This window comes from Flavobacterium sp. H122, from assembly GCF_004959765.1.
Classification (GTDB): domain Bacteria; phylum Bacteroidota; class Bacteroidia; order Flavobacteriales; family Flavobacteriaceae; genus Flavobacterium.
This window is the reverse complement of record NZ_SJZD01000010.1, coordinates 1-19,703: the sequence shown is the minus strand read 5'-3', so window position 1 is coordinate 19,703 and position 19,703 is coordinate 1. Positions and strand designations below refer to the sequence as shown.

General features: G+C 34.9%; 15 protein-coding genes and 3 tRNA genes. 10 read left to right on the top strand and 8 right to left on the bottom strand.

Annotated elements, in window-relative coordinates:
* Positions 1-55: 55 nt before the first annotated feature.
* Positions 56-724, bottom strand: a complete 669-nt coding sequence (locus tag EZM65_RS13580) for an SCO family protein (protein ID WP_136669100.1) — start codon at positions 722-724, stop codon at positions 56-58.
* Between the two features lie 162 nt (positions 725-886).
* Between EZM65_RS13580 and EZM65_RS13575 the strand changes: the two genes are divergently transcribed.
* Positions 887-2,926: a M13 family metallopeptidase gene (locus tag EZM65_RS13575; protein WP_136669099.1), complete on the top strand. Its 2,040-nt coding sequence runs from the start codon at positions 887-889 to the stop codon at positions 2,924-2,926.
* Positions 2,927-2,982: 56 nt separating this feature from the next.
* On the opposite strand, the gene EZM65_RS13570 is transcribed toward EZM65_RS13575, so the two are convergent.
* From EZM65_RS13570 to EZM65_RS13540, 7 genes are all read right to left on the bottom strand, one after another.
* Positions 2,983-4,926 (bottom strand): prolyl oligopeptidase family serine peptidase, encoded by a 1,944-nt coding sequence (locus EZM65_RS13570; RefSeq protein WP_136669098.1) that lies wholly within the window; start codon positions 4,924-4,926, stop codon positions 2,983-2,985.
* A 50-nt stretch (positions 4,927-4,976) separates the two neighbouring features.
* Positions 4,977-5,906, bottom strand: coding sequence for a DMT family transporter (locus EZM65_RS13565; RefSeq protein ID WP_136669097.1), 930 nt, complete (start codon positions 5,904-5,906; stop codon positions 4,977-4,979).
* Positions 5,907-5,948: 42 nt separating this feature from the next.
* Positions 5,949-6,875 carry a DUF2167 domain-containing protein gene (locus EZM65_RS13560; RefSeq protein ID WP_136669096.1) on the bottom strand — a complete coding sequence of 309 codons (927 nt, stop codon included), beginning with the start codon at positions 6,873-6,875 and terminating at the stop codon, positions 5,949-5,951.
* 43 nt (positions 6,876-6,918) lie between these two features.
* Positions 6,919-7,743, bottom strand: coding sequence for an NAD(P)-binding domain-containing protein (locus EZM65_RS13555; RefSeq protein ID WP_136669095.1), 825 nt, complete (start codon positions 7,741-7,743; stop codon positions 6,919-6,921).
* Positions 7,730-10,036, bottom strand: a complete 2,307-nt coding sequence (locus tag EZM65_RS13550; protein WP_136669094.1) for a M20/M25/M40 family metallo-hydrolase — start codon at positions 10,034-10,036, stop codon at positions 7,730-7,732. Before EZM65_RS13550 ends, EZM65_RS13555 begins: the two co-directional genes overlap by 14 nt.
* An 11-nt stretch (positions 10,037-10,047) precedes the next feature.
* Complete coding sequence (locus EZM65_RS13545; RefSeq protein WP_136669093.1) at positions 10,048-10,395, bottom strand: hypothetical protein; 348 nt, start codon at positions 10,393-10,395, stop codon at positions 10,048-10,050.
* Between the two features lie 74 nt (positions 10,396-10,469).
* Complete coding sequence (locus EZM65_RS13540) at positions 10,470-11,018, bottom strand: YfiT family bacillithiol transferase (protein WP_136669092.1); 549 nt, start codon at positions 11,016-11,018, stop codon at positions 10,470-10,472.
* 177 nt (positions 11,019-11,195) lie between these two features.
* Between EZM65_RS13540 and EZM65_RS13535 the strand changes: the two genes are divergently transcribed.
* The 9 genes from EZM65_RS13535 to EZM65_RS13500 all read left to right on the top strand — a co-directional run bounded on the left by EZM65_RS13535 (position 11,196) and on the right by EZM65_RS13500 (position 18,964).
* Positions 11,196-11,528 carry a single-stranded DNA-binding protein gene (locus EZM65_RS13535; RefSeq protein WP_136669091.1) on the top strand — a complete coding sequence of 111 codons (333 nt, stop codon included), beginning with the start codon at positions 11,196-11,198 and terminating at the stop codon, positions 11,526-11,528.
* Positions 11,529-11,769: 241 nt separating this feature from the next.
* On the top strand, positions 11,770-12,522 hold the full coding sequence (locus EZM65_RS13530; RefSeq protein ID WP_136669090.1) for a hypothetical protein: 753 nt from the start codon (positions 11,770-11,772) through the stop codon (positions 12,520-12,522).
* A 351-nt stretch (positions 12,523-12,873) separates the two neighbouring features.
* Complete coding sequence (locus EZM65_RS15760; RefSeq protein ID WP_248574873.1) at positions 12,874-13,632, top strand: hypothetical protein; 759 nt, start codon at positions 12,874-12,876, stop codon at positions 13,630-13,632.
* A gap of 172 nt (positions 13,633-13,804) precedes the next feature.
* Positions 13,805-14,821 carry a M1 family aminopeptidase gene (locus EZM65_RS15755; protein WP_248574872.1) on the top strand — a complete coding sequence of 339 codons (1,017 nt, stop codon included), beginning with the start codon at positions 13,805-13,807 and terminating at the stop codon, positions 14,819-14,821.
* Between the two features lie 201 nt (positions 14,822-15,022).
* Positions 15,023-16,993 carry a M1 family aminopeptidase gene (locus tag EZM65_RS13520; protein WP_136669089.1) on the top strand — a complete coding sequence of 657 codons (1,971 nt, stop codon included), beginning with the start codon at positions 15,023-15,025 and terminating at the stop codon, positions 16,991-16,993.
* A gap of 77 nt (positions 16,994-17,070) precedes the next feature.
* A complete protein-coding gene (gene rseP, locus EZM65_RS13515; RefSeq protein WP_136669088.1) occupies positions 17,071-18,405 on the top strand; it encodes an RIP metalloprotease RseP in 1,335 nt (444 codons plus the stop codon).
* 71 nt (positions 18,406-18,476) lie between these two features.
* Positions 18,477-18,550, top strand: a tRNA-Asn gene (locus EZM65_RS13510).
* Positions 18,551-18,779: 229 nt separating this feature from the next.
* Positions 18,780-18,853: transfer RNA gene (locus EZM65_RS13505), tRNA-Asn, on the top strand.
* A gap of 37 nt (positions 18,854-18,890) precedes the next feature.
* A tRNA-Asn gene (locus tag EZM65_RS13500) sits at positions 18,891-18,964 on the top strand.
* Positions 18,965-19,703: the final 739 nt, after the last annotated feature.

Here is a 19,703-nt window from a genome sequence, read left to right as displayed (position 1 = left end):
TTTAGGGTGCCGTAAAAATAAAAATTTTTTCCAATTAGAGGATGGAAATATAAAATTATTCTTCTGAAGACAAGAAGTTTATGTCTTCCAGCAGTTTTTCAACTTCTTCTCTTTTAGTGCCGTCATAAAAACCTCTGACACGTTTTTTTTGGTCAACCAGGACAAAATTTTCTGTATGAACCATGTCGTACATTTCTTCAGGGCGTCCTGTTTTTACTGCCAGATAGGATTTACGGGCTATGTAGTAGATATCTTTTTTATTTCCCGTTACCAGATTCCATTTTCCATCAATGGCTCCTTTTTCAACTGCATATTTTTTTAGAACAGGAACACTGTCAATATCCGGCGTAACCGAGTGAGAAAGCAGCATCACTTCTGGATTGTTCTTTATTTGCCCTTGTAACCAAGACATATTATCTGTCATTAACGGGCAAATTGTTTTGCAGGTGGTAAAAAAGAAATCGGCTACATAAATTTTTCCTTCATAATCTTTTTGGGTAATGGTTTTTCCGTTTTGATTCGTAAAAGAAAAATCTGCGATAAAATGATTGTTGGCTACATATTGAATAGTGGTATCAACCAACTCTGGATTAACCATGGAAGGGGTATAAACCGGTAATGCTTTTTTGGGCTTTAAAGCAATATAAAACAAAGAGATACAGGTAATTGATATTATTGTAAGCGTAATAATAAAGGTTTTATATTTTTTTAATCTTTCCAGCATAATTATTTTTTTGCAAAGGTAAAAATCAAAACCGACTTATAATTATCAATACAGTGTTAAATTAATTTTAAGGTTTAATGAAAGTGTTAAATTTGGCAAATATTGTAACGGTTCAATTTATTTGGATACAAATATAAAACTCTAACCATCAAAAATAAAAAAATGAAAAAAGTTACTTGGAGTGTTATCGCTTTACTGAGTTTAGCCTCAGCATCAGGTTTAGCACAAGAAAAGCCAGGGATTAATCTGAATTTTATGGACAAGTCCGTAAAACCTGGTGATGATTTTTTCCGTTATGTAAACGGAACTTGGTTTGACAAAACAGAAATACCTAGTGATAAAACACGTTGGGGTAGTTTTGATGAATTGCGTCAAAATACAGATAAGGACGCTTTAGCAATTTTGAAGGAAGCAGTTGCAAACAAAAATCTTGATCCAAAATCTGACCAAGCAAAAGCAGTAAATGTGTACAGAACGTACATGGATACTATTTCAAGAAATAAACTAGGCATAAAACCACTAAAACCTTATTTAGCAAAAATTGATGCTGTCAAGTCAATTAATGACGTGAATAAACTATTAATTGAAATGGAACCGCAAGGAGGTATAGGATTTTATGGTGCTGGTGTGGGACCTGATGCTAAAAATAGTAATCGCAATGTAGTTTATATTGGTTTAGGATCTTTAGGTTTGCCAGATCGTGATTATTATGTTTCTGATGATAAAGATTCTAAAGAAAAGAGAGAAAAATATCTGCTACATGTAGCAAGAATGTTACAATTTTTAGGTATGAAGCCTGCAGATGCAAAAGTTCAAGCCGAAAAAGTATTAGCGCTTGAAACCGAAATGGCTCGTCCAAGATTAGACAGAGTGGAACGTCGTGACCGAAGAAAAACGTACAATCCAAAGTCAGTTGCTGATTTGCAAAAGTTGACTCCTTCTGTAAATTGGGATGCATACTTACAAGGTGTTGGAATTGGGAAAATAGATTCAGTAATTGTTTCACAACCCAGATACATGGAGGCTTTAGACGGTATCTTTAAAGCTAATAAAGTAGAAGACTGGAAGGCGTATCTTCGTTGGACATTACTAAATAAATCTACAGGTGTTTTAACTACTGATATTGAAACTGCAAACTGGGAGTTCTACAGCAAAACGTTAACAGGTGCATTAAAACAGCGTCCAAGAGAAGAAAGAGCATTACAGGTTGTAAATGGAACTGTAGGAGAGGCTCTAGGCAAATTATATGTTGAGAAAAAATTTCCAGCAGAGGCTAAAGCAAAAGCAAAAGCGATGATCGATAATGTATTTTTGGCTTTTGAAAACCGTATCAACAATTTACCATGGATGACTCCGGAAACACGTAAAGGAGCAATTGAAAAATTAAGAAAATCGACCGTAAAAATTGGTTATCCTGACAAATGGAAAGACTATTCTAAATTAGAAATTGCGGCTAAAGAAAACGGGGGTGATTATTTTACTAATATGAAAAATATATCTCGTTGGGCCTATGCTGAAAACTTAGCTGATCTTAAAAAACCTGTAGACAAAACCCGTTGGGGTATGTCACCTCAAACAGTTAATGCGTATTACAATCCATCATACAACGAAATCGTATTCCCTGCTGCTATTTTACAACCTCCTTTTTATGATTATAAAGCTGATGAAGCTGTAAATTATGGTGGAATTGGAGCTGTTATCGGACACGAAATTTCTCATGGTTTTGATGATTCGGGTTCTCGTTATAATGCTGATGGTAACTTAGTAAACTGGTGGACTGACGCCGATTTAAAACAATTTACTGGTTTGGGTGAAGCTTTCGCAGCTCAATACAGTGCGTTGCAACCATTACCGGGAGTTTTTGTAGATGGTAAATTTACTTTAGGAGAAAATATTGGTGACTTAGGCGGGGTAAATGCGGCTTATGATGGTTTACAATTGTTCTTAAAGAAAAACGGAAGACCTGAAAATATTGACGGTTTCACTCCGGAACAACGTTTCTTTATCTCATGGGCAACGATATGGCGTTCAAAAATGAGAGAAGAGGCTATTAAAAACCAGGTAAAAACTGACCCTCATTCACCTGGAATGTACCGTGCTTATGTACCGTTGCAAAATGTGGAATCTTTTTATAAAGCTTTTGATATTAAAGAAGGAGATAAGCTTTTTGTAAAAGAAGAAAATAGAATTAAAATTTGGTAATTATTTATTACTACTAAAGAGAAACCCGAGCAATGCCCGGGTTTTTTTATGATTTATTACTTCAACAAATATTCTTCCATATATCTGATAACAGCTAATCTCTGAAAATCCACATTGGCTTTTTTTCTAAAACCATGTCCTTCATCCTTAGCTTCCAGATACCAAACCACATTTCCCTGTGCTTTTAATTTATCACGCATTTGGGTAGCTTCAGTTACCGGTACGCGGGGATCGTTTGTTCCCTGAATGATAAACATTGGTTTTTTTATCTTATCCGTATTGTTTAAAGGAGAAATTTTATCCAGGAAAGCATACATCTTAGGATCACGTTCATCTCCATATTCCACACGGCGCAAATCACGACGGTAATCCTCTGTATTTTTCAGGAAAGTATTAAAGTTGGAAATTCCCACAACATCAACACTGCATCGGATTCGGTCGGCATAATGGAAAGCGGTTGCCAGTGTCATGTAACCTCCGTAGCTTCCGCCCATAATCATAATACGGTCTTTGTCCAGTTCAGGCTGTTGTGCAATCCAGTCCAGTAAAGCACCAATGTCTTTTACCGAATCTTCCCGTAAAAAACCATTGTCTTTTGCCAGATACGTTTTTCCAAAACCTGACGAACCGCGCACATTAGGAAAGATCAGGGCTACACCCATTTCACTGGTAAAGTAATTGTTTGAACCTAAAAAGGAAGCGAGCGATTGTCCTTCCGGACCGCCATGAATGTTAATCAGTACAGGTCTTTTACCGGTGAATTTAGTTGCGGCAGGATAATAAAATCCAGATATTTTCATTCCGTCAAAACTTTTCCACTCTATCAGTTTAGGCTTTGAAATGTCCGCTTTTTGAATTTCACCTAATTCGCTTTCTGTCCAGCGTGTTACTTTATTGGTCTGTAAATCCAGCTTGTACACATCGCTGGTGCTGTCGTATGTTGATTGTGCAAAAAAGGCACTTTTTCCGTCTTTGGTAAACGTCATACCACCAAACAAACCAATCGGCAGATTAGGGACTTCCTTGAATTTTTTTGCAGCGGTATCCATAATATACACTTTATGTAAGCCGCCTTCATTGGTAATGAATCCTAATTTTGATTTGTCTTCGGTTAACTGATACCCTTCAACATCCCAAAGGATTGAAGAGGTATAATAGGTAATCTTTTTGGATTGTAAATTAAAAGTGGCTAAACGCTGAAATTCGTTGTCTCTGTCAGTTGTAAACCAAATTTCATTTGGGTTTTTAGAAAATGAGGCATCGCTTTGGACTATGCTTTTATCGTTTCTGTTGGTAACTTCGGTTAATTTTCCTGTTGCGGTGTCTAATACCCAGATATGTGATTCGTTGGCAGAAATATATTCGCCAATTAATAATTTTTTACCGTCTTCAGAAATATCCTGTATTCCCCAGCCACCACCTTTTACTTCCAAAACAAGTTTCACCGATGACGGATCATTGGGATTCATGAAATAAATGTCACGGTCGCCACCGTTTCTTTTGGTGGAGGAGAAGTAAAATCCTGAGCCGTCTTTTTTCCAGGTTACCCCTCCATTTTGTGAACGGCCGCCATCAGTTAACAAAGTGGATTGCAGTGTCTTTAAATCCAATTTATACAACTGTCCGAATTCATTGCCTCCGGCATCTCTTGAATAAATCAAATATTCCCCTTTTGTAGGCTCATAAATTGCTCCTCCTACAGGTTCATCAAAAAACGTAATTTGTTTTCTTGCGCCTAAGGGTTGTACCAGTTTGTGCAATTGATTTGTTGAACCGAAACGGGTACTTACAATAATTTCGTCTTTAACCGGATTGACAGTAACAAGAGAGGCACCACGTGTTTCAGCATATTTTTTTACTTTTTGAGCAAGTTCTTTTGGAATAGCAGCGATGTTTTCTGCAATTAAGTTTTCATTAGGCTGTACAGCGTTTTTTTTGTCTTGTGCGCTCACATTCCAAATGAAAGTAAGTGCCAAAAGACTTAATGATAATTTTTTCATAGCTGATCGATTGATGTTATTTTGTATTAGTATGGTTGTAAATCAAATTGTTACAGTTTATCTTTAGAACTGGTTGTTATTCCTTTATTAACCAAATAGATTCCTGCTAAAACTACTGCAACACCTATAGCAAGTGGCACTGTTAGAGGTTCATTAAAAATAATTGCGCCTAGTATCACAGCTATAATTGGATTGATATAAGCATAAATACTGCTGACTTCTGTGGGTAAATGCTGTAGGGCATAAATAAATGCTATAAAAGTCGTTATCGAACCGAAAAGGACTAAGTAAGCTATAGACCACCATGCCTGTGAAGGTATCTGCAAAACGGAGACCGAAGTCCCGGTAGCACCGGTATAAGCAAAAAGTAAAATGCTGGAAATAAGCATTTGCAGTCCTAAACTGAAATAGGGGTTGAAGTTTTTAGCTTTCTTTTTAGTGTACAGACTTCCGGCAGCCCATGTAAATGTTGCTATGACTGAAAGGATGATGCCAAACTGGAAATCAGGTTTGATTAAATCTCCTAAATAATCAGAGAAAACAACACATACCCCTGCAAAACTAACCAATAAACCTAAAACTGATAATCGGGATAGTTTTTCACCATTAAATAAACTGATTATCACAATCCATAACGGAAATATAGCGCCAATCACCGCTCCCAAACCACTTGAGATGTATTTTACGCCCCAGGTACTCAAACCATTACTCAGTACAAAATTTAAAATGCTTAAAATGAAAATTGCTTTCCATTGTTTGCCTTTGGGCCAAGGCGTTTTTTTAAACATAAAATAAGTGAGATAGCACGCCGCACCTAAGAATTGTCTAATTGCCGCAAGCTGTAAGGCAGGCATGTGTTTTACACCTTCTTTTGACGCTAACCAAGTGGTGCCCCAAAAGAAACATACCCATAATAAAGCAAGAAAAGGAAGTCCTAAGCTTTCGCTTTTCTTTTGAATTAGTGATTTGATTTTTTTCATATAAAAAAAGGTTGCTTCCGGCAACCTTTAAAATTTATCATTTTATAAATTTTTATCAGCTTCGTCCGTATCTTCGTTGTTTTCTACAACTTGTGGAATAACTTCTTCTTTTTTTCTAAAAATCAGATTTTTAAATTTAGCAAATAAAGCAATAACAGCAACGGCTAAAATTTTCCAGAATTTTAAAAACACAGCCAGTATACCGGCTTTTGCCAATACTTTCCCAGCTACAAGTCCTCCTAAAGACCAGGCAGCCACTTCGTCTATACTGGCATCAAATTGATCATACTTAAAGCCATCATTAAACTGAACAATATCTAAAACTTTGCTGATATCCTTTTTTACTAAAGGAAGCTCATTCATTGTACTAATTGCGTTAAGAACTAAAACTCCTTTTCTTCCTAAAATACGTATGTTGTAGTTAAGTGTGTTTACTGGATCCTTACCAAATTTTAAATTTTTAGCCCAATGTAAAATTTTTCTCTCTTTATCATAAAAAGGCGTTGCTGCCCATCCTACAATCGCAATTGGCTCATAGCCTGCTTTTTTTCTTTCCTCGTTTTCAGTTTTTGAATCTTCCTTCATTTGAGTTAGTAACTCCTGATAGTCAATGTCATTTGCATCATCATCTTTTACATACCCCATTTCTTCGTATTCAATATTGAAAACATAACTGTTTAAAGAAGTTACCCCTTTAGCATCTGGTAAAATCATTCCCAATGACGGGCTTTCAGATTTAGGGTTTCCCCAAACATCTACTAATATTTTTTCAGCTTGAGCTCCATTCAAATATTTAAAACCGGAAGGAACTTTAAGGGTACCTATACCATTGGCAAGTTGAATGGTTCCATGTTCATATTTTAAAGTTTTTTCTATGGAATCCAATTGCTTTAGATAGGCTTCTTCGGTTTGTGCAAATGCACTTAAAGTTACAATTAGCGAAATAGCTAATGTGAATAATTTTTTCATCAGGTTTTGTTTTTGGTTTCTTCAAATATAGAAAACAATAAGGCTAATATTTTTCTGTATTGAAATTATATTTCAACAAATTTGTAATCTTTTCTGCACTAATAATTTTTCCTTCCGAAATAGTATTCTCATTAAAATGCGGGGCAGTTAAGCCTAACATCTTCGCTTTTGAAATGTAATATTCTTTTCTACTGGGATGAAATGGTGCCACTGCATTGAAAACTTCCCCGAAACTGTTGTTGAGAATTATTTTTTCGATAACTGCAATACAATCTGTTTGATGAATCAAGTTGACCGGAGCATCTGAATTTTCTAGGTTTTGTCTGCCGGCCAAATGTTTTACAGGCTGCCTTTCAGCTCCAATCAATCCGCCAAAACGCAATACAGTTGTGGAAAAATGATTGTTGTTAAGTAAAAGATTTTCTGTTTCGAGTAACTGTCTGCCACCTTCGGTATCAGGTTTTGGATTTGATTCTTCAGAAAAAACTACAGCTTTCTGATTATTTTCAAGGGGTAAATCTCCGTATACCGAAGTGGAACTCACAAAGAGTACTTTCTCAATTGTAGACTGTTCAATAAACGGAATCAGATTCTTGATTTTATCCACAAAATTTTCAATGTTCGAACTTCTTAATTTTGGCGGAATATTTATAATCAATATGTCTGAATCTTTTAAAAATTCAGACATATTTCCTTCTATTTTATTTTCTGTTACAGCAATAAGAAAAGGATTTATTCCAGCTTCTTTGAGTTGACTTAATTTTTCTTCCGAAGTTGTTGAACCTTTAACATTGAACCCAGATTTTACAAGTTTTTGGGCTAATGGAAAGCCAAGCCACCCACAACCCAGGATACTAATTTTTTGCATTTCTAAAAATTCGGTGTTCAACAATAACAGCATCATTTAAAACAAAAGGGGTAGGCATCATCCATGATTTGCGTTTTGCGATGCTGAATTTAGGGTGTTCTAGCAAATCAAACGAACTTTCTTTGATGTTTAAATCCAGTTTTGCTTTGGCTGGAATTCTGAATTTAAGTTGTAAAGAGGTGCTGTCAACTACATAATAAGTAAGTACTTTATCTTCTTTAGCATTCCCGATAGCACTTTTTAGATCTAAAGATATCACACCATTAGCTTTTAAATTATCTAATTTTCCGGAATTGAAAAATATATCAATTCGGTTTAATTTTCTGGCAGGAACCAATTCAATATTGAAATATCTATGATTTCCTATAATGGAATCCTGTACAAAATTTACCGTTGATTTAGGAATGTTTTTATAGGGAGCAGGAGTCATTAAAGTAAACTCAGATTTGTATTTGCTGTATATTTTGTTGGTATTTAAAATAGTAGCATTTAAAGGTTTTTCCCCTAAATATCCTTTAGTCCATTCATCTAAATTTTTATCATACGTTGCCCAATAGGCTTTACGTTCGTCTGCTTTTTGGATGTAAACCAAACTGTTAGGTTTAGCTTTGTTTTCTTTATAGTCAGAAGTATAATGCGCTTTTCCCAAAAAGCAGATTCCAAGGACAAGAAATAAATAGAAATAGGCTTTTTTGTTTTGGAACGAACCTACAACAGGTAATAATAAACCAAAAATAAGTGTTACAAATAGGGTGCTCACAAATACTATTTTCAGACCAAGTCCAATAGGGAACATTTCTACAAAAGGAACTAAAATGACCAATGTAGGAATGGATAATAATAGATTAAGTATAGATTTAGATTTTTGTGTTACTACAAAACAAGCCAGCATAAGTAAACTTGATAAGACAGGAATGATGAAAAATCCTGCTCCTTTAAGTTGTAAAGCAATACCCAGATTAATTAACAGCCAAAAGAATAGGGGAGCAATAAGTTGATTGTACTCTTGCGGTTTGCTTTTTTTACTGTGATATAATAGAAAACAAATGGCCAATGCAATACTTACAAAACCATAGATATAATCGTGGCCATTGTAAGTGAATCCTTGCTGAATATCGTTGTATTGCGGATAAACTTTTAATAACAGCTTCCATCCAAAAAAAGCTATGCCACCTGTAACAACCAATGCTATAAAAAAGGTTAAAAATCCCTTTGCGATTTCTGAAGGATCCAGGACACGTTTTGAATATCCCAGAAAAATTAAAAAAAGAAAAATTGCAGTTGCAATAAGCAGCATAGGCAGTATCCAGTCAAAAGGATAACTGATAAAACCAAACGGAATAGAAAAATATACTTTATCTTCTGGAGAATCCAACTCTGATAAATCGGCATTAGCCAAATGAACCATCAAAGGATAAAAGTTGGAGCCTTGATGTGCCAATGTTCTTTTATCTAAATTTTGATAACTGTCCTGTGCGGTATGATAGTTGAAATGGTTGTCAATAAATGCAAAATTAAACCCCTGGATTTTTCCCAATTCTCTAAAAACGGTCAAGTCGGTATCATTAGGGAGCATTTTGTAAATGCTGTACATCAAAGAGTTGGAGTTAGGTCTTGTAAGATTGCTTTGACTGAAGGCATTCACCATTTTTGCATTACCTTCGTTAGTCTCCATAAGCATATAACCCGGACCTGAACTGCCTCTGGCTTCAAGATTAATTACTGCACCAACATTCTTAGCCCAAGGATGATTTTGAACAAATAGAGCGGCACCATTCAGTCCTATTTCTTCTGCGTCAGTAAAAAGGATGATGATGTCATTTTTAGGTGTTTGTTTATTTACTAAAAAAGCTCTTGCGCTTTCCAAAATTGTTGCTATTCCGCTGGCATCATCACTGGCACCAAGCGATTTAGAATGAGGAGCACTGTCATAGTGGGAAAGTAATAACAATGCTTTTCCTTGTTCTTTTCCTTTAATTCTGGCCAAAACATTTTTGGAATTCACTAAAATTCCACCGTCAGATAAGGTAAAACCTTCCTGAAATTGCGGATTTAAGCCAAGTTTTTTTAATTCGTTATATAAATAATTGGCAGCTTCTTCATGTCCTTTCGAACCTATATAGTGAGGTTTTTTTGTAATTGCCTTTACGTGAGCTAAAGCTCTTTCTGTAGAGAATTCATTAATAGGTGTGTTTGTTTCCTCGGTTTGAGGAACCATCACATAAAAAATTAAAAAGGTTATACTTACTAACAATAAAAGTTTTAAAAAAGAGAAGTTGGTAGTTTTTTGCATTGTGGTAGGGTTTAGGATTCTTTTTTAACTAAAACAAAATGTTCGTTTTCGATTGCCATATAGCCTTGATCATATAAGAAATAATATACGTTTCCGGCTTTTGTGGTGTAAATGGAAGTGAAGAAATCAAAGTCAAAACCTTTTGCCGTGAGTTTTGTCCGGTTGGTTTTGGCTTTTCCTTCGGGATTCATATCACATAAAATCCGATAGTTTTTCCGTAGTTTGTTGTTGATATTCCGCATTAAGTTGGTACTATCTTTATTCATTTTGTTATTGTAGGCATTCCGGCAGCCATCGCTGCAAAATTTTTTATCTTCCCGGCCTACAATTTTTTCCCCGCATTCTAAACAATTTTTCATTTGTCATTTTTTGATTGATCGCTTAAAAGTAACCAATACTTTTAGTTTGTTTTAGTTGATTTTGTCTTTTGATGTTATTCAGTACTGCCAAAACTTCCTTGAGTATCCAAAGCCTGTTGGATATGTGCAAAATGATGATTGCAATGCCAGTCGTATATACCTAAGCCTTCTTTTACTGAAAACAATCTTTGATGCTGTGGATGAAAATACATCTTATTCCAATCCTGATCAATCAGATGATTTAAAAGGAATGCCCATTTTTCATGCACACCATCAATAATTTTTACCGAAGCGCCAATATCATTATTTAAACCGTCATTCAATTGTGCCCAAAGTGATTCTTCATATGGTCGTATAACAGGTGCATTCTCTGTCAATGCTAATTTGATTCGTATTAAAGCATTCATGTGGCTGTCTGCCAAATGATGTATTACCTGCTTGATGGACCAGCCTTCCGGACGATAACGCCAGTTCAATTGTTCAGTAGAAAGTGGTTTTGTGATTGCCTCAATTTTTTCAGGAAATGAAGCAATTGTGTTGATCCATTGCTGTACCTGTTCGTTTGATACATCAGGATCAAACTGAAATTTTCCTATCGGAAATTTAAGTGCTTCAAGATTCATAGTCTGTTATTTGATTTAAAGATAATAAAATTCCTACTTACAAACGACAACAAACACTTACAATCGAAATTAAACGACTTATAACCGAATAATTTTTTTGAACGAATACATCTTTGCAGTGTCAAAATGAATGACTAAACAATTTTAATTAACAATAACATTTAAATTTTAAACGCCATGAATGCATTAAGAAACAAAGTACAATTAATCGGACACGTAGGACAAGAGCCGGAAATTAAAATCCTAGAGGGAGGAAAAAAATTAGCTAAACTGACATTGGCAACTAACGAGGTTTATTATAACGATAAAAAGGAAAAAGTAACTGAGACACAATGGCACAGCATTACTGCCTGGGGGAAAACAGCAGAAATCATTGAAAGTTTTGTAAACAAAGGCAAAGAAATTATGATTGAAGGCAAATTGACCTATAACAATTGGGAAGATAAAAACGGAGATAAACGTTCTAGTACCGAAGTTGTAGTAAGTGAATTGCTTTTGCTGGGAAAATAGTTGAAATAAAGGCTTGACTTTGAGATATTTTTCCCTAAAAACGCATTAAGGATCTGGTTTTGAGTAAGTTATTTTTACTTGTTAAAAAAATGTTAATCACTAAATTTAATGATAGGATAACTAAAAATATGTAAATACTTTAGCAAACAAAAAAATGAAAATAAAGCAGCAAACCATTATTTGGTTTGTTGCTTTATTTATGCTTAGCGAATACAAATTATAAACTATAAAATTTTCAAAAATGAAAAAAATCAATTTACTTTTAATGTTATTCTGTTTAAATTTTGGCTTTATTGTTCAGGCGCAGGACAAAACGGATAAAAAAGTAGCTGTAGTATCTTTTTATACAGATAAAACAATAGGAGTTTCTGAACTAGGTTTGGAAGGGGTTAAAGGACTTGCAGACAAAATTTTCGATTTAAAAAACAATCCTAATTTTAATCTTACGCCACTTTTAGAAAAATACCATACGGCATTTTTTGATAATTATTCCAAAAAATTCCCTTTTGCAATTTTACCGGAAGCAGAAGTAACAGGTAATAAAGAATATATTGATTTTAAGCCAAGATTTGAAGAAAAAGATACTGAAAGCATTAACGGTATCATCAATTACAACGGATACAAGCATATTTATGAAGGGATGTTCGGGAAGGTTAATGAGGAAGGAATTGCTAAAGTATTCAGTACTCAGGCAAATGGTGTTTTATTTACACAAATCCATTTCAGTTTAGTGAAAAACTTCGGGATAGGAGGAATGGCTACTGTAAAAATGAGAGCTTTTGTCCGTATGGCTTTGTATGACAGTACAGGTAAAAAAGTTTGGTCAATTACTGAAGGAGCTAATTCTAAAGAGACAAGTGTAATGGTAGGTGGAATACCGGTAATGTCTGTAGAAAAAATTCAGCCAATGTGCGAGAGTGCTTTGGAACAATTGTTAAAAGACTTAGATGGCAGAATGGAAAAAATCATTAAGAAAACTGACGGTAAAATATAGTTGATAATTTAGTGGTCATGCCGCTTTAAAGAGGCTGTTTCATATGCGGAACAGCCTCTTTTTAATTGTATACCAGTAAATTAGTTTGCTTAATAATGAGTAAGAATTCTAATTTGTTTAGCTTTGCGTCATAAATTAGACAAACAAATAAACTGTAAAAAATAAAAATTCGTTAATTCGTAATTCTGACACTCATCGTACATGTATTTTGTTTTTCTCAGGAGTTAAGAATAGAATGAATAAAAAAATCAATTGATTCTTTTATAAGTTTTTTAACCTGTTTTATAGACAGGCTTTTTTGTTTCTAAAAGAATTCACAATATTTCTTATTTTTACTGAAATTCTTTTGTAATGAAAAAAATTACCTGCTTATTACTGATATTTACATCTTTATGTTTTTCACAAGTTGTGGAATTTAAAGGAGGACATATTTCCGAGGCTGAGATGAAGTCGGCGGCAAAAAAAATGAATTTTAGAGTAAACCCAAATACTCAAAATTACGATTTGACTCATGGTAAATTAGAGTTTACCGTAAACCCTTCCGTGTATAATATAACCGGTAAAGTAACATTTACTTTTAAGGCTCTGACTGATATGAATACGGTTACTTTTGATTTAACTAACCAATTAGTAGTATCATCAGTTAAGAAAGGAGTAACCGATCTTTCTTTTATTCAAAATGCCAATAATGAACTGGTAATTACATTGCCTTCTGTATTATTAACAGATAGCACAGAAACTATTGAAATAAATTATAGTGGTTCACCTGCTACAGGAGAACAGGCATTTACAAAGAGTACTCATGGAAGCCCGGCCACTCCTGTTATTTACACCTTATCCGAGCCATACGGAGCCCGAGACTGGTGGCCATGCAAGCAGGATTTAACAGACAAATTAGATTCTATAGATGTCTATATTACTGCTCCTTCACAATATCTGGGTGCTTCCAATGGTATTGAAGTATCAAGAACCATTAATGGTTCCGATGCTACTACCCATTTTAAACATAATTACCCTATACCTGCTTATTTAGTGGCAATAGCAGTTACCAACTATACAAAAAAAAAATACAGGAACGGCAGGAACAGGTGTTACGTTTCCAATAATTGATTACATATATCCTGAAAGCGATACGGCTGCAAATGCAATTAACTTAGCCAGAACTGCACCTATTATCAATTTTTTCGAATCAAAAATAGGCCCATATCCATACAACACAGAAAAATATGGTCATACCCAGTGGGGCTGGGGAGGTGGAATGGAGCATGCTACCAATTCTTTTATGATAAATTATGGCAGGGAATTATTGTCACATGAATTAGCACACCAGTGGTTTGGCGATAAAGTAACTTGCGGGACTTGGAAAGATATTTGGCTTAATGAAGGAATAACAGAATATATGTCTGGATGTGTTATCGAAAATTTCGATGTTCCAACAAATCCTTCAGCATTTACTAATTGGAAAAAGAACAAAATAGCAAATGTTAATCTCCAGCCTGCATCTGATAGTAATTTGTATCTGACAGATGCTCAATTGTCGGATGTAAATAGAATTTTTAGTGGACGTATTACCTATGATAAAGGAGCTCTCGTAGCTCATATGCTGCGTTATATAATGGGTGATGATAATTTCTTTCATGGCTTGAGAAACTATTTAAGTAACACTTCATATGCTTATAAATATGCTACAACTGAGCAATTTAAGGCTGAGATGGAAAATTTGAATGGAATAGGAACGTTAAATGAGTTTTTTAATGATTGGGTGTACGGTAAAGGATTGCCTGTATATTCTATTTCTGTTTCTAATCTTCCTGAAAGCCAATTACGAATTGTTGTAAATCAAACGCAGACAGATCCTTCTGTTTCTTTTTTTGAAATGCCCTTAGAGTTTAAAATAACCTTGTCTGATAATTCTGTGATTTACAGAAAAGTGAATAACACTTCAAACGATCAGATTTTTGTTTTGGATTTACCTGAAGGTTTACAGGCAACCAAAGTAGAGTTTAACACAAATAGTGATTTGATAGTTTCAGGCAGTTCTGCGGTTACGTTAAGCAATAATTATATTATTTTGAATGATGAGGTTGTGATTTACCCAAATCCTGTAAATGAAATAATTTCTATTGATATTCCTTCAAATTTGAAACTGAACAAAATTATTATCTACGATTTATTAGGAAAAAAAATCATTGAAAGCGTAAGTAATAAAATTAACGTTTCAAAAATTGGAGTTGGTATTTATAATTTGATTGTTGAAACAGATAAAGGCAGGGCCTCTAAAAAGATTATAAAAAACTAAAAGAATAAAATCTATTTTTAAGGGTAAGACAATTGTCTTACCTTTTTGTTTTACGCAATGCTGATTTTGTAAGTGTTTATTTGATAGGTTTTTAAAATATAAATGTAAGAAATTACCTATGTAATTTTTATATATTTGAACCACCTAACCCGAATAAAACAGATTAAAATATTAAGCTGCTTTATTCAAAAAAATAAACAAATGAAAAAACTGACAAAAGCACTATTGCTTTTTTCTTCCATTGCTTTTTCGCAACACGAAGAATTCAAATCCGAGAGAATTGCCCAAATAGAAAGCCATTTGGCTGAAAAAAAAATGAATTTCAAGGTCAATCCCAACACCCAAAACTATGATTTGACTTATGGGAAACTTGAATTTACAGTAGATCCGGCTGTGTATAATATATCCGGAAAAGTAACTTTAACTTTTAAGGCACTGGCCAGCATGAATACAGTCACTTTTGATTTGTATAAAAAAACAACACCGTTTACAATAACATCGGTAAAAATAAATGGTATTTCAACCACTTTCAGCCATAATTCTTCACATGAACTGGTTATTAATCTGCCATCTCCATTAAATATTGGAAATTCAGCAAGTGCAGAAATAACATACGGTGGCGCTCCATCTACTGCCGAACAGGCCTTTACAACAAGCACACACAGTGGTACACCTGTCCTGTATACTTTATCTGAACCTTACGGTGCCCGTGATTGGTGGCCATGCAAGCAGGATTTGAACGATAAAATAGATGCTGTGGACATATACATCACTGCCCCGTCTACCTATGTGAGTGTGGCTAATGGTTTAAAACAATCTGAAGTTTTAAGCGGTTCAAAAAAGACCACCCATTTTAAGCATAATTATCCTATACCGGCTTATTTGATTGCTATAGCGGTGACTAATTATGTGGTTAAAAATACAGGGATTGCAGGGGGAAACAATGTTCCGGCAACACCAACCTTTCCAATCATTGATTATATTTATCCTGAAAGCAATACGACAACAAATGCCACTAATCTGGCACGGACTATACCGGTTTTGAATTTTTTTGAAACCAAGTTGGGAGCTTATCCTTACAATACTGAAAAATATGGTCATGCCCAATTTGGCTGGGGTGGCGGCATGGAACATACAACGGTATCATTTATGAATAGTTTTGGAAGAAGCCTGATAGCACACGAATTAGCGCACCAATGGTTTGGAGATAAGATTACTTGCGGTTCCTGGAAAGACATTTGGCTGAATGAAGGATTGTCAGAGTATATGACTGGAGCGGTAGTTGAGAATTTTGATGGGGCATCCAGTTTTGTAAGCTGGAAATCTTCTAAAATCAGCAGTGTAACATCAACTTCCACCGGTAATCTATATTTATACGACTCACAACTGACAGATGCAAACAGGATATTCAGCAGTCAGATGACATACAATAAGGGGGCAATGGTGGTGCATATGCTGCGGTATATAATGGGAGACACTAATTTTTATCAGGCATTACGAAATTACCTGAACGATCCGGCACTTGCTTACAAATACGCACTTACCCCGCAATTTCAAGCGCATCTTGAAGCCGTTCATGGTAGTAGCCTTCAAGAATTTTTTAATGACTGGGTATATAAAGAGGGGTATCCTACATATAACATCACTGTATCAAATTCTGGTACAAATCAGGCAACAGTCCAGGTAAAACAAACACGGTCTATAACCAACACTTCTCATATAGGTTACGTTTCGTATTTTGAGATGCCTGTACCTGTCAGACTTACTTTGAGTAACGGCAGTGTTCTGGATTTGAAACTAAACAATACTTTTAGCGGTCAGCTTTTTAATATTTCCCTGCCAGCAGGAACAAGCGTATCAAGCATTGTTTTTGACCCTAAAAAAGATATCATTTCAAGATACAGCACTGCAGCATTAACGTCAGGAACAGCCAGACTCTCTGAAAATCTGGTGAGTATTTACCCTAACCCATCAGGAAACGACGAATTGGTCACTGTGAATGTTGGTGGTTCACTGGTTTTGGAAAAAGTTACAGTATATGATTTGTTAGGCCAAAAAGTTAAAGAGTCCAAAAAAGAAACCATTGATTTAGTTGGTTTGAAAAGTGGTACTTATGAAGTAATAGTTGAAACGAATGAAGGCAACTTTCATAAAAAAATTATAAAAAAATAAACAAGGCACGTATATTGTTAGAAAAGTAAGGCGAAAGTCTTACTTTTGCTTTTTTCATAGAAATACTAATAATACAAATGGATACATTAATACAAATTGGCCAGATCATATTTATACTTTCGGTTTTAGTTATTTTACATGAATTTGGACATTATTTACCAGCAAAATTATTCAAGGTTAAAGTAGAAAAATTCTATCTTTTTATGGATCCATGGTTTTCTCTGGTTAAAAAGAAAATAGGAGAAACTGAGTGGGGTATCGGCTGGCTGCCAATAGGAGGTTACGTAAAACTGTCAGGAATGATGGATGAAAGCATGGATAAAGAGCAAATGGCGCAACCGGCTCAGCCATGGGAATTCCGTTCTAAACCGGCATGGCAGCGTTTAATTATTATGTTGGGAGGGATTACAATTAATATATTGCTGGCCATCGCAATTTATGCGGTAATGTATATTACTGTAGGGCAAAAATATGCCTCAACAGAACTGTATCAAAAAAACGGATTAATGTTCGGAGAATCCGGTCTTAATGCAGGATTTAAAAACGGAGACAAGATTTTAACTGTCGATGGGCAGGTACAGCCAAAGTTCAACAGAATGGTTATTGATGTGCTGTTAAGCGATAAAGTTGAAATTGAAAGAGAAGGGCAAAAACAGACGCTGATTATAACTGATGAACAAAAAAGTAAAATTTTAGGTTCCGAAGGTAAAGGTTTCATTTCTCCAAGGTTATCCAATATTAAAGTAGATTCTATACTTCCTGAAGGAGAAGCTATTAAGGCAGGTCTTTTAAAAGGCGATAAAATCAATAAAATAAACGGGAAATCAATCACGTTTTATGATGAACTGGTAGAAGCTCTTAAAGCCAATAAATCCCAAAAAATTGATTTGACAATAACAAGAAACAACAAGGAGCTTGTTTTGCACCCAAATGTATCCAAAGAAGGAAAAATCGGTTTTGCACCGGTTTTCGGAAGCAAAGAAAATTTTATTATAACTAATAATTTAAGTTTCTTCCAGGCAATCCCGGAAGCCATCAACGAATCCTATACACAGTTTATCTATAATATAAAACAGTTTAAATTAATTTTAAGACCTAAAACAGAAGCTTACAAACAAGTTATGAGTCCTATAGGTATCACACAAAAATTACCTACCACATGGGATTGGGAATTTGTTTGGGGATTTACAGCTATGTTCTCAATTGGATTGGCGTTTATGAATCTGCTGCCTATTCCTGGACTTGACGGCGGACATGCTATTTTCACCATTGCAGAGATGGTTACCGGTAAAAAATTAAACGACAAAGCTGCCGAAATTGTGCAGACTATCGGAATGGTTATATTGTTGAGTTTAATGGCATTAACATTCGGGAAAGATATTTGGGAAATTATTTCAAAGAAATTTTTCTAAATTTTTTATAAAAACTCTTGACAATTTTAAAAATTCGCCTATATTTGCACTCGCTAAAAAGATAGATATCTTCCTCCTTAGCTCAGTTGGTTAGAGCATCTGACTGTTAATCAGAGGGTCCTTGGTTCGAGCCCAAGAGGGGGAGCGACTTTTTAGCAAACACATAAACCTTTTTAGGTGANAAAATTAAACGACAAAGCTGCCGAAATTGTGCAGACTATCGGAATGGTTATATTGTTGAGTTTAATGGCATTAACATTCGGGAAAGATATTTGGGAAATTATTTCAAAGAAATTTTTCTAAATTTTTTATAAAAACTCTTGACAATTTTAAAAATTCGCCTATATTTGCACTCGCTAAAAAGATAGATATCTTCCTCCTTAGCTCAGTTGGTTAGAGCATCTGACTGTTAATCAGAGGGTCCTTGGTTCGAGCCCAAGAGGGGGAGCGACTTTTTAGCAAACACATAAACCTTTTTAGGTGATTCCTCCTTAGCTCAGTTGGTTAGAGCATCTGACTGTTAATCAGAGGGTCCTTGGTTCGAGCCCAAGAGGGGGAGCTTAAAAAAGCCTGACAGCACTGTCAGGCTTTTTTTATTTTATAGTCCCGGATGATAAGTAGCCTGAGCTGCATACTTTCGATAATCTTTTGGCTGCAGTTTTGTCTTGAGAATAATCTTAGGGTGTCATATTGATTTCCTCCGCACATAAAATAATTACTTTACCTTCCAGCTTTAAGTTAATTAAAATACCCTTTAATATTAATATATTTTAAGGAGTAATTGCTTATTTAAGATATTAAAAAACCGGTTTTAATTACCAAATAAAACTTTTCTAATATCTTCACAACTTTTGTATTGAGTTTATTAAGCCTGTCTGTTCTTCTTGTTTTGAGTTAAGCCTCATTAATTTCTGATTTTCAATAAAACAAACCTTTTTACTGCTGCTTTTGAATGATTACTCTGAAAATCCTGTGAGCACTTATTTATTATGTTTGTTTCTGCTCTTTAAAATTCAGCCGCACCACTTATCGGTCCATGAGCCGGCAGTCTAATCAGTCCAACATTCTAGGAGGTGTAATAATCCAACAATCCAATTTGTGCGTTTCTCTCCGTTCCTCCGGACCACGCGTTCCGCTATATCTTTTCTAAGTCCATTGAGCGGAGCCGAAATGCCGCTCACGCGCAAGCCCCGGTATAGAGAAAGGACACTTTTGCAGGTACACTATATATATAATAGAGTAAAACCACTTGGCAACTCTGCTGTTTTGCGACTCTGAAACTACAAAGCAAAAAACTT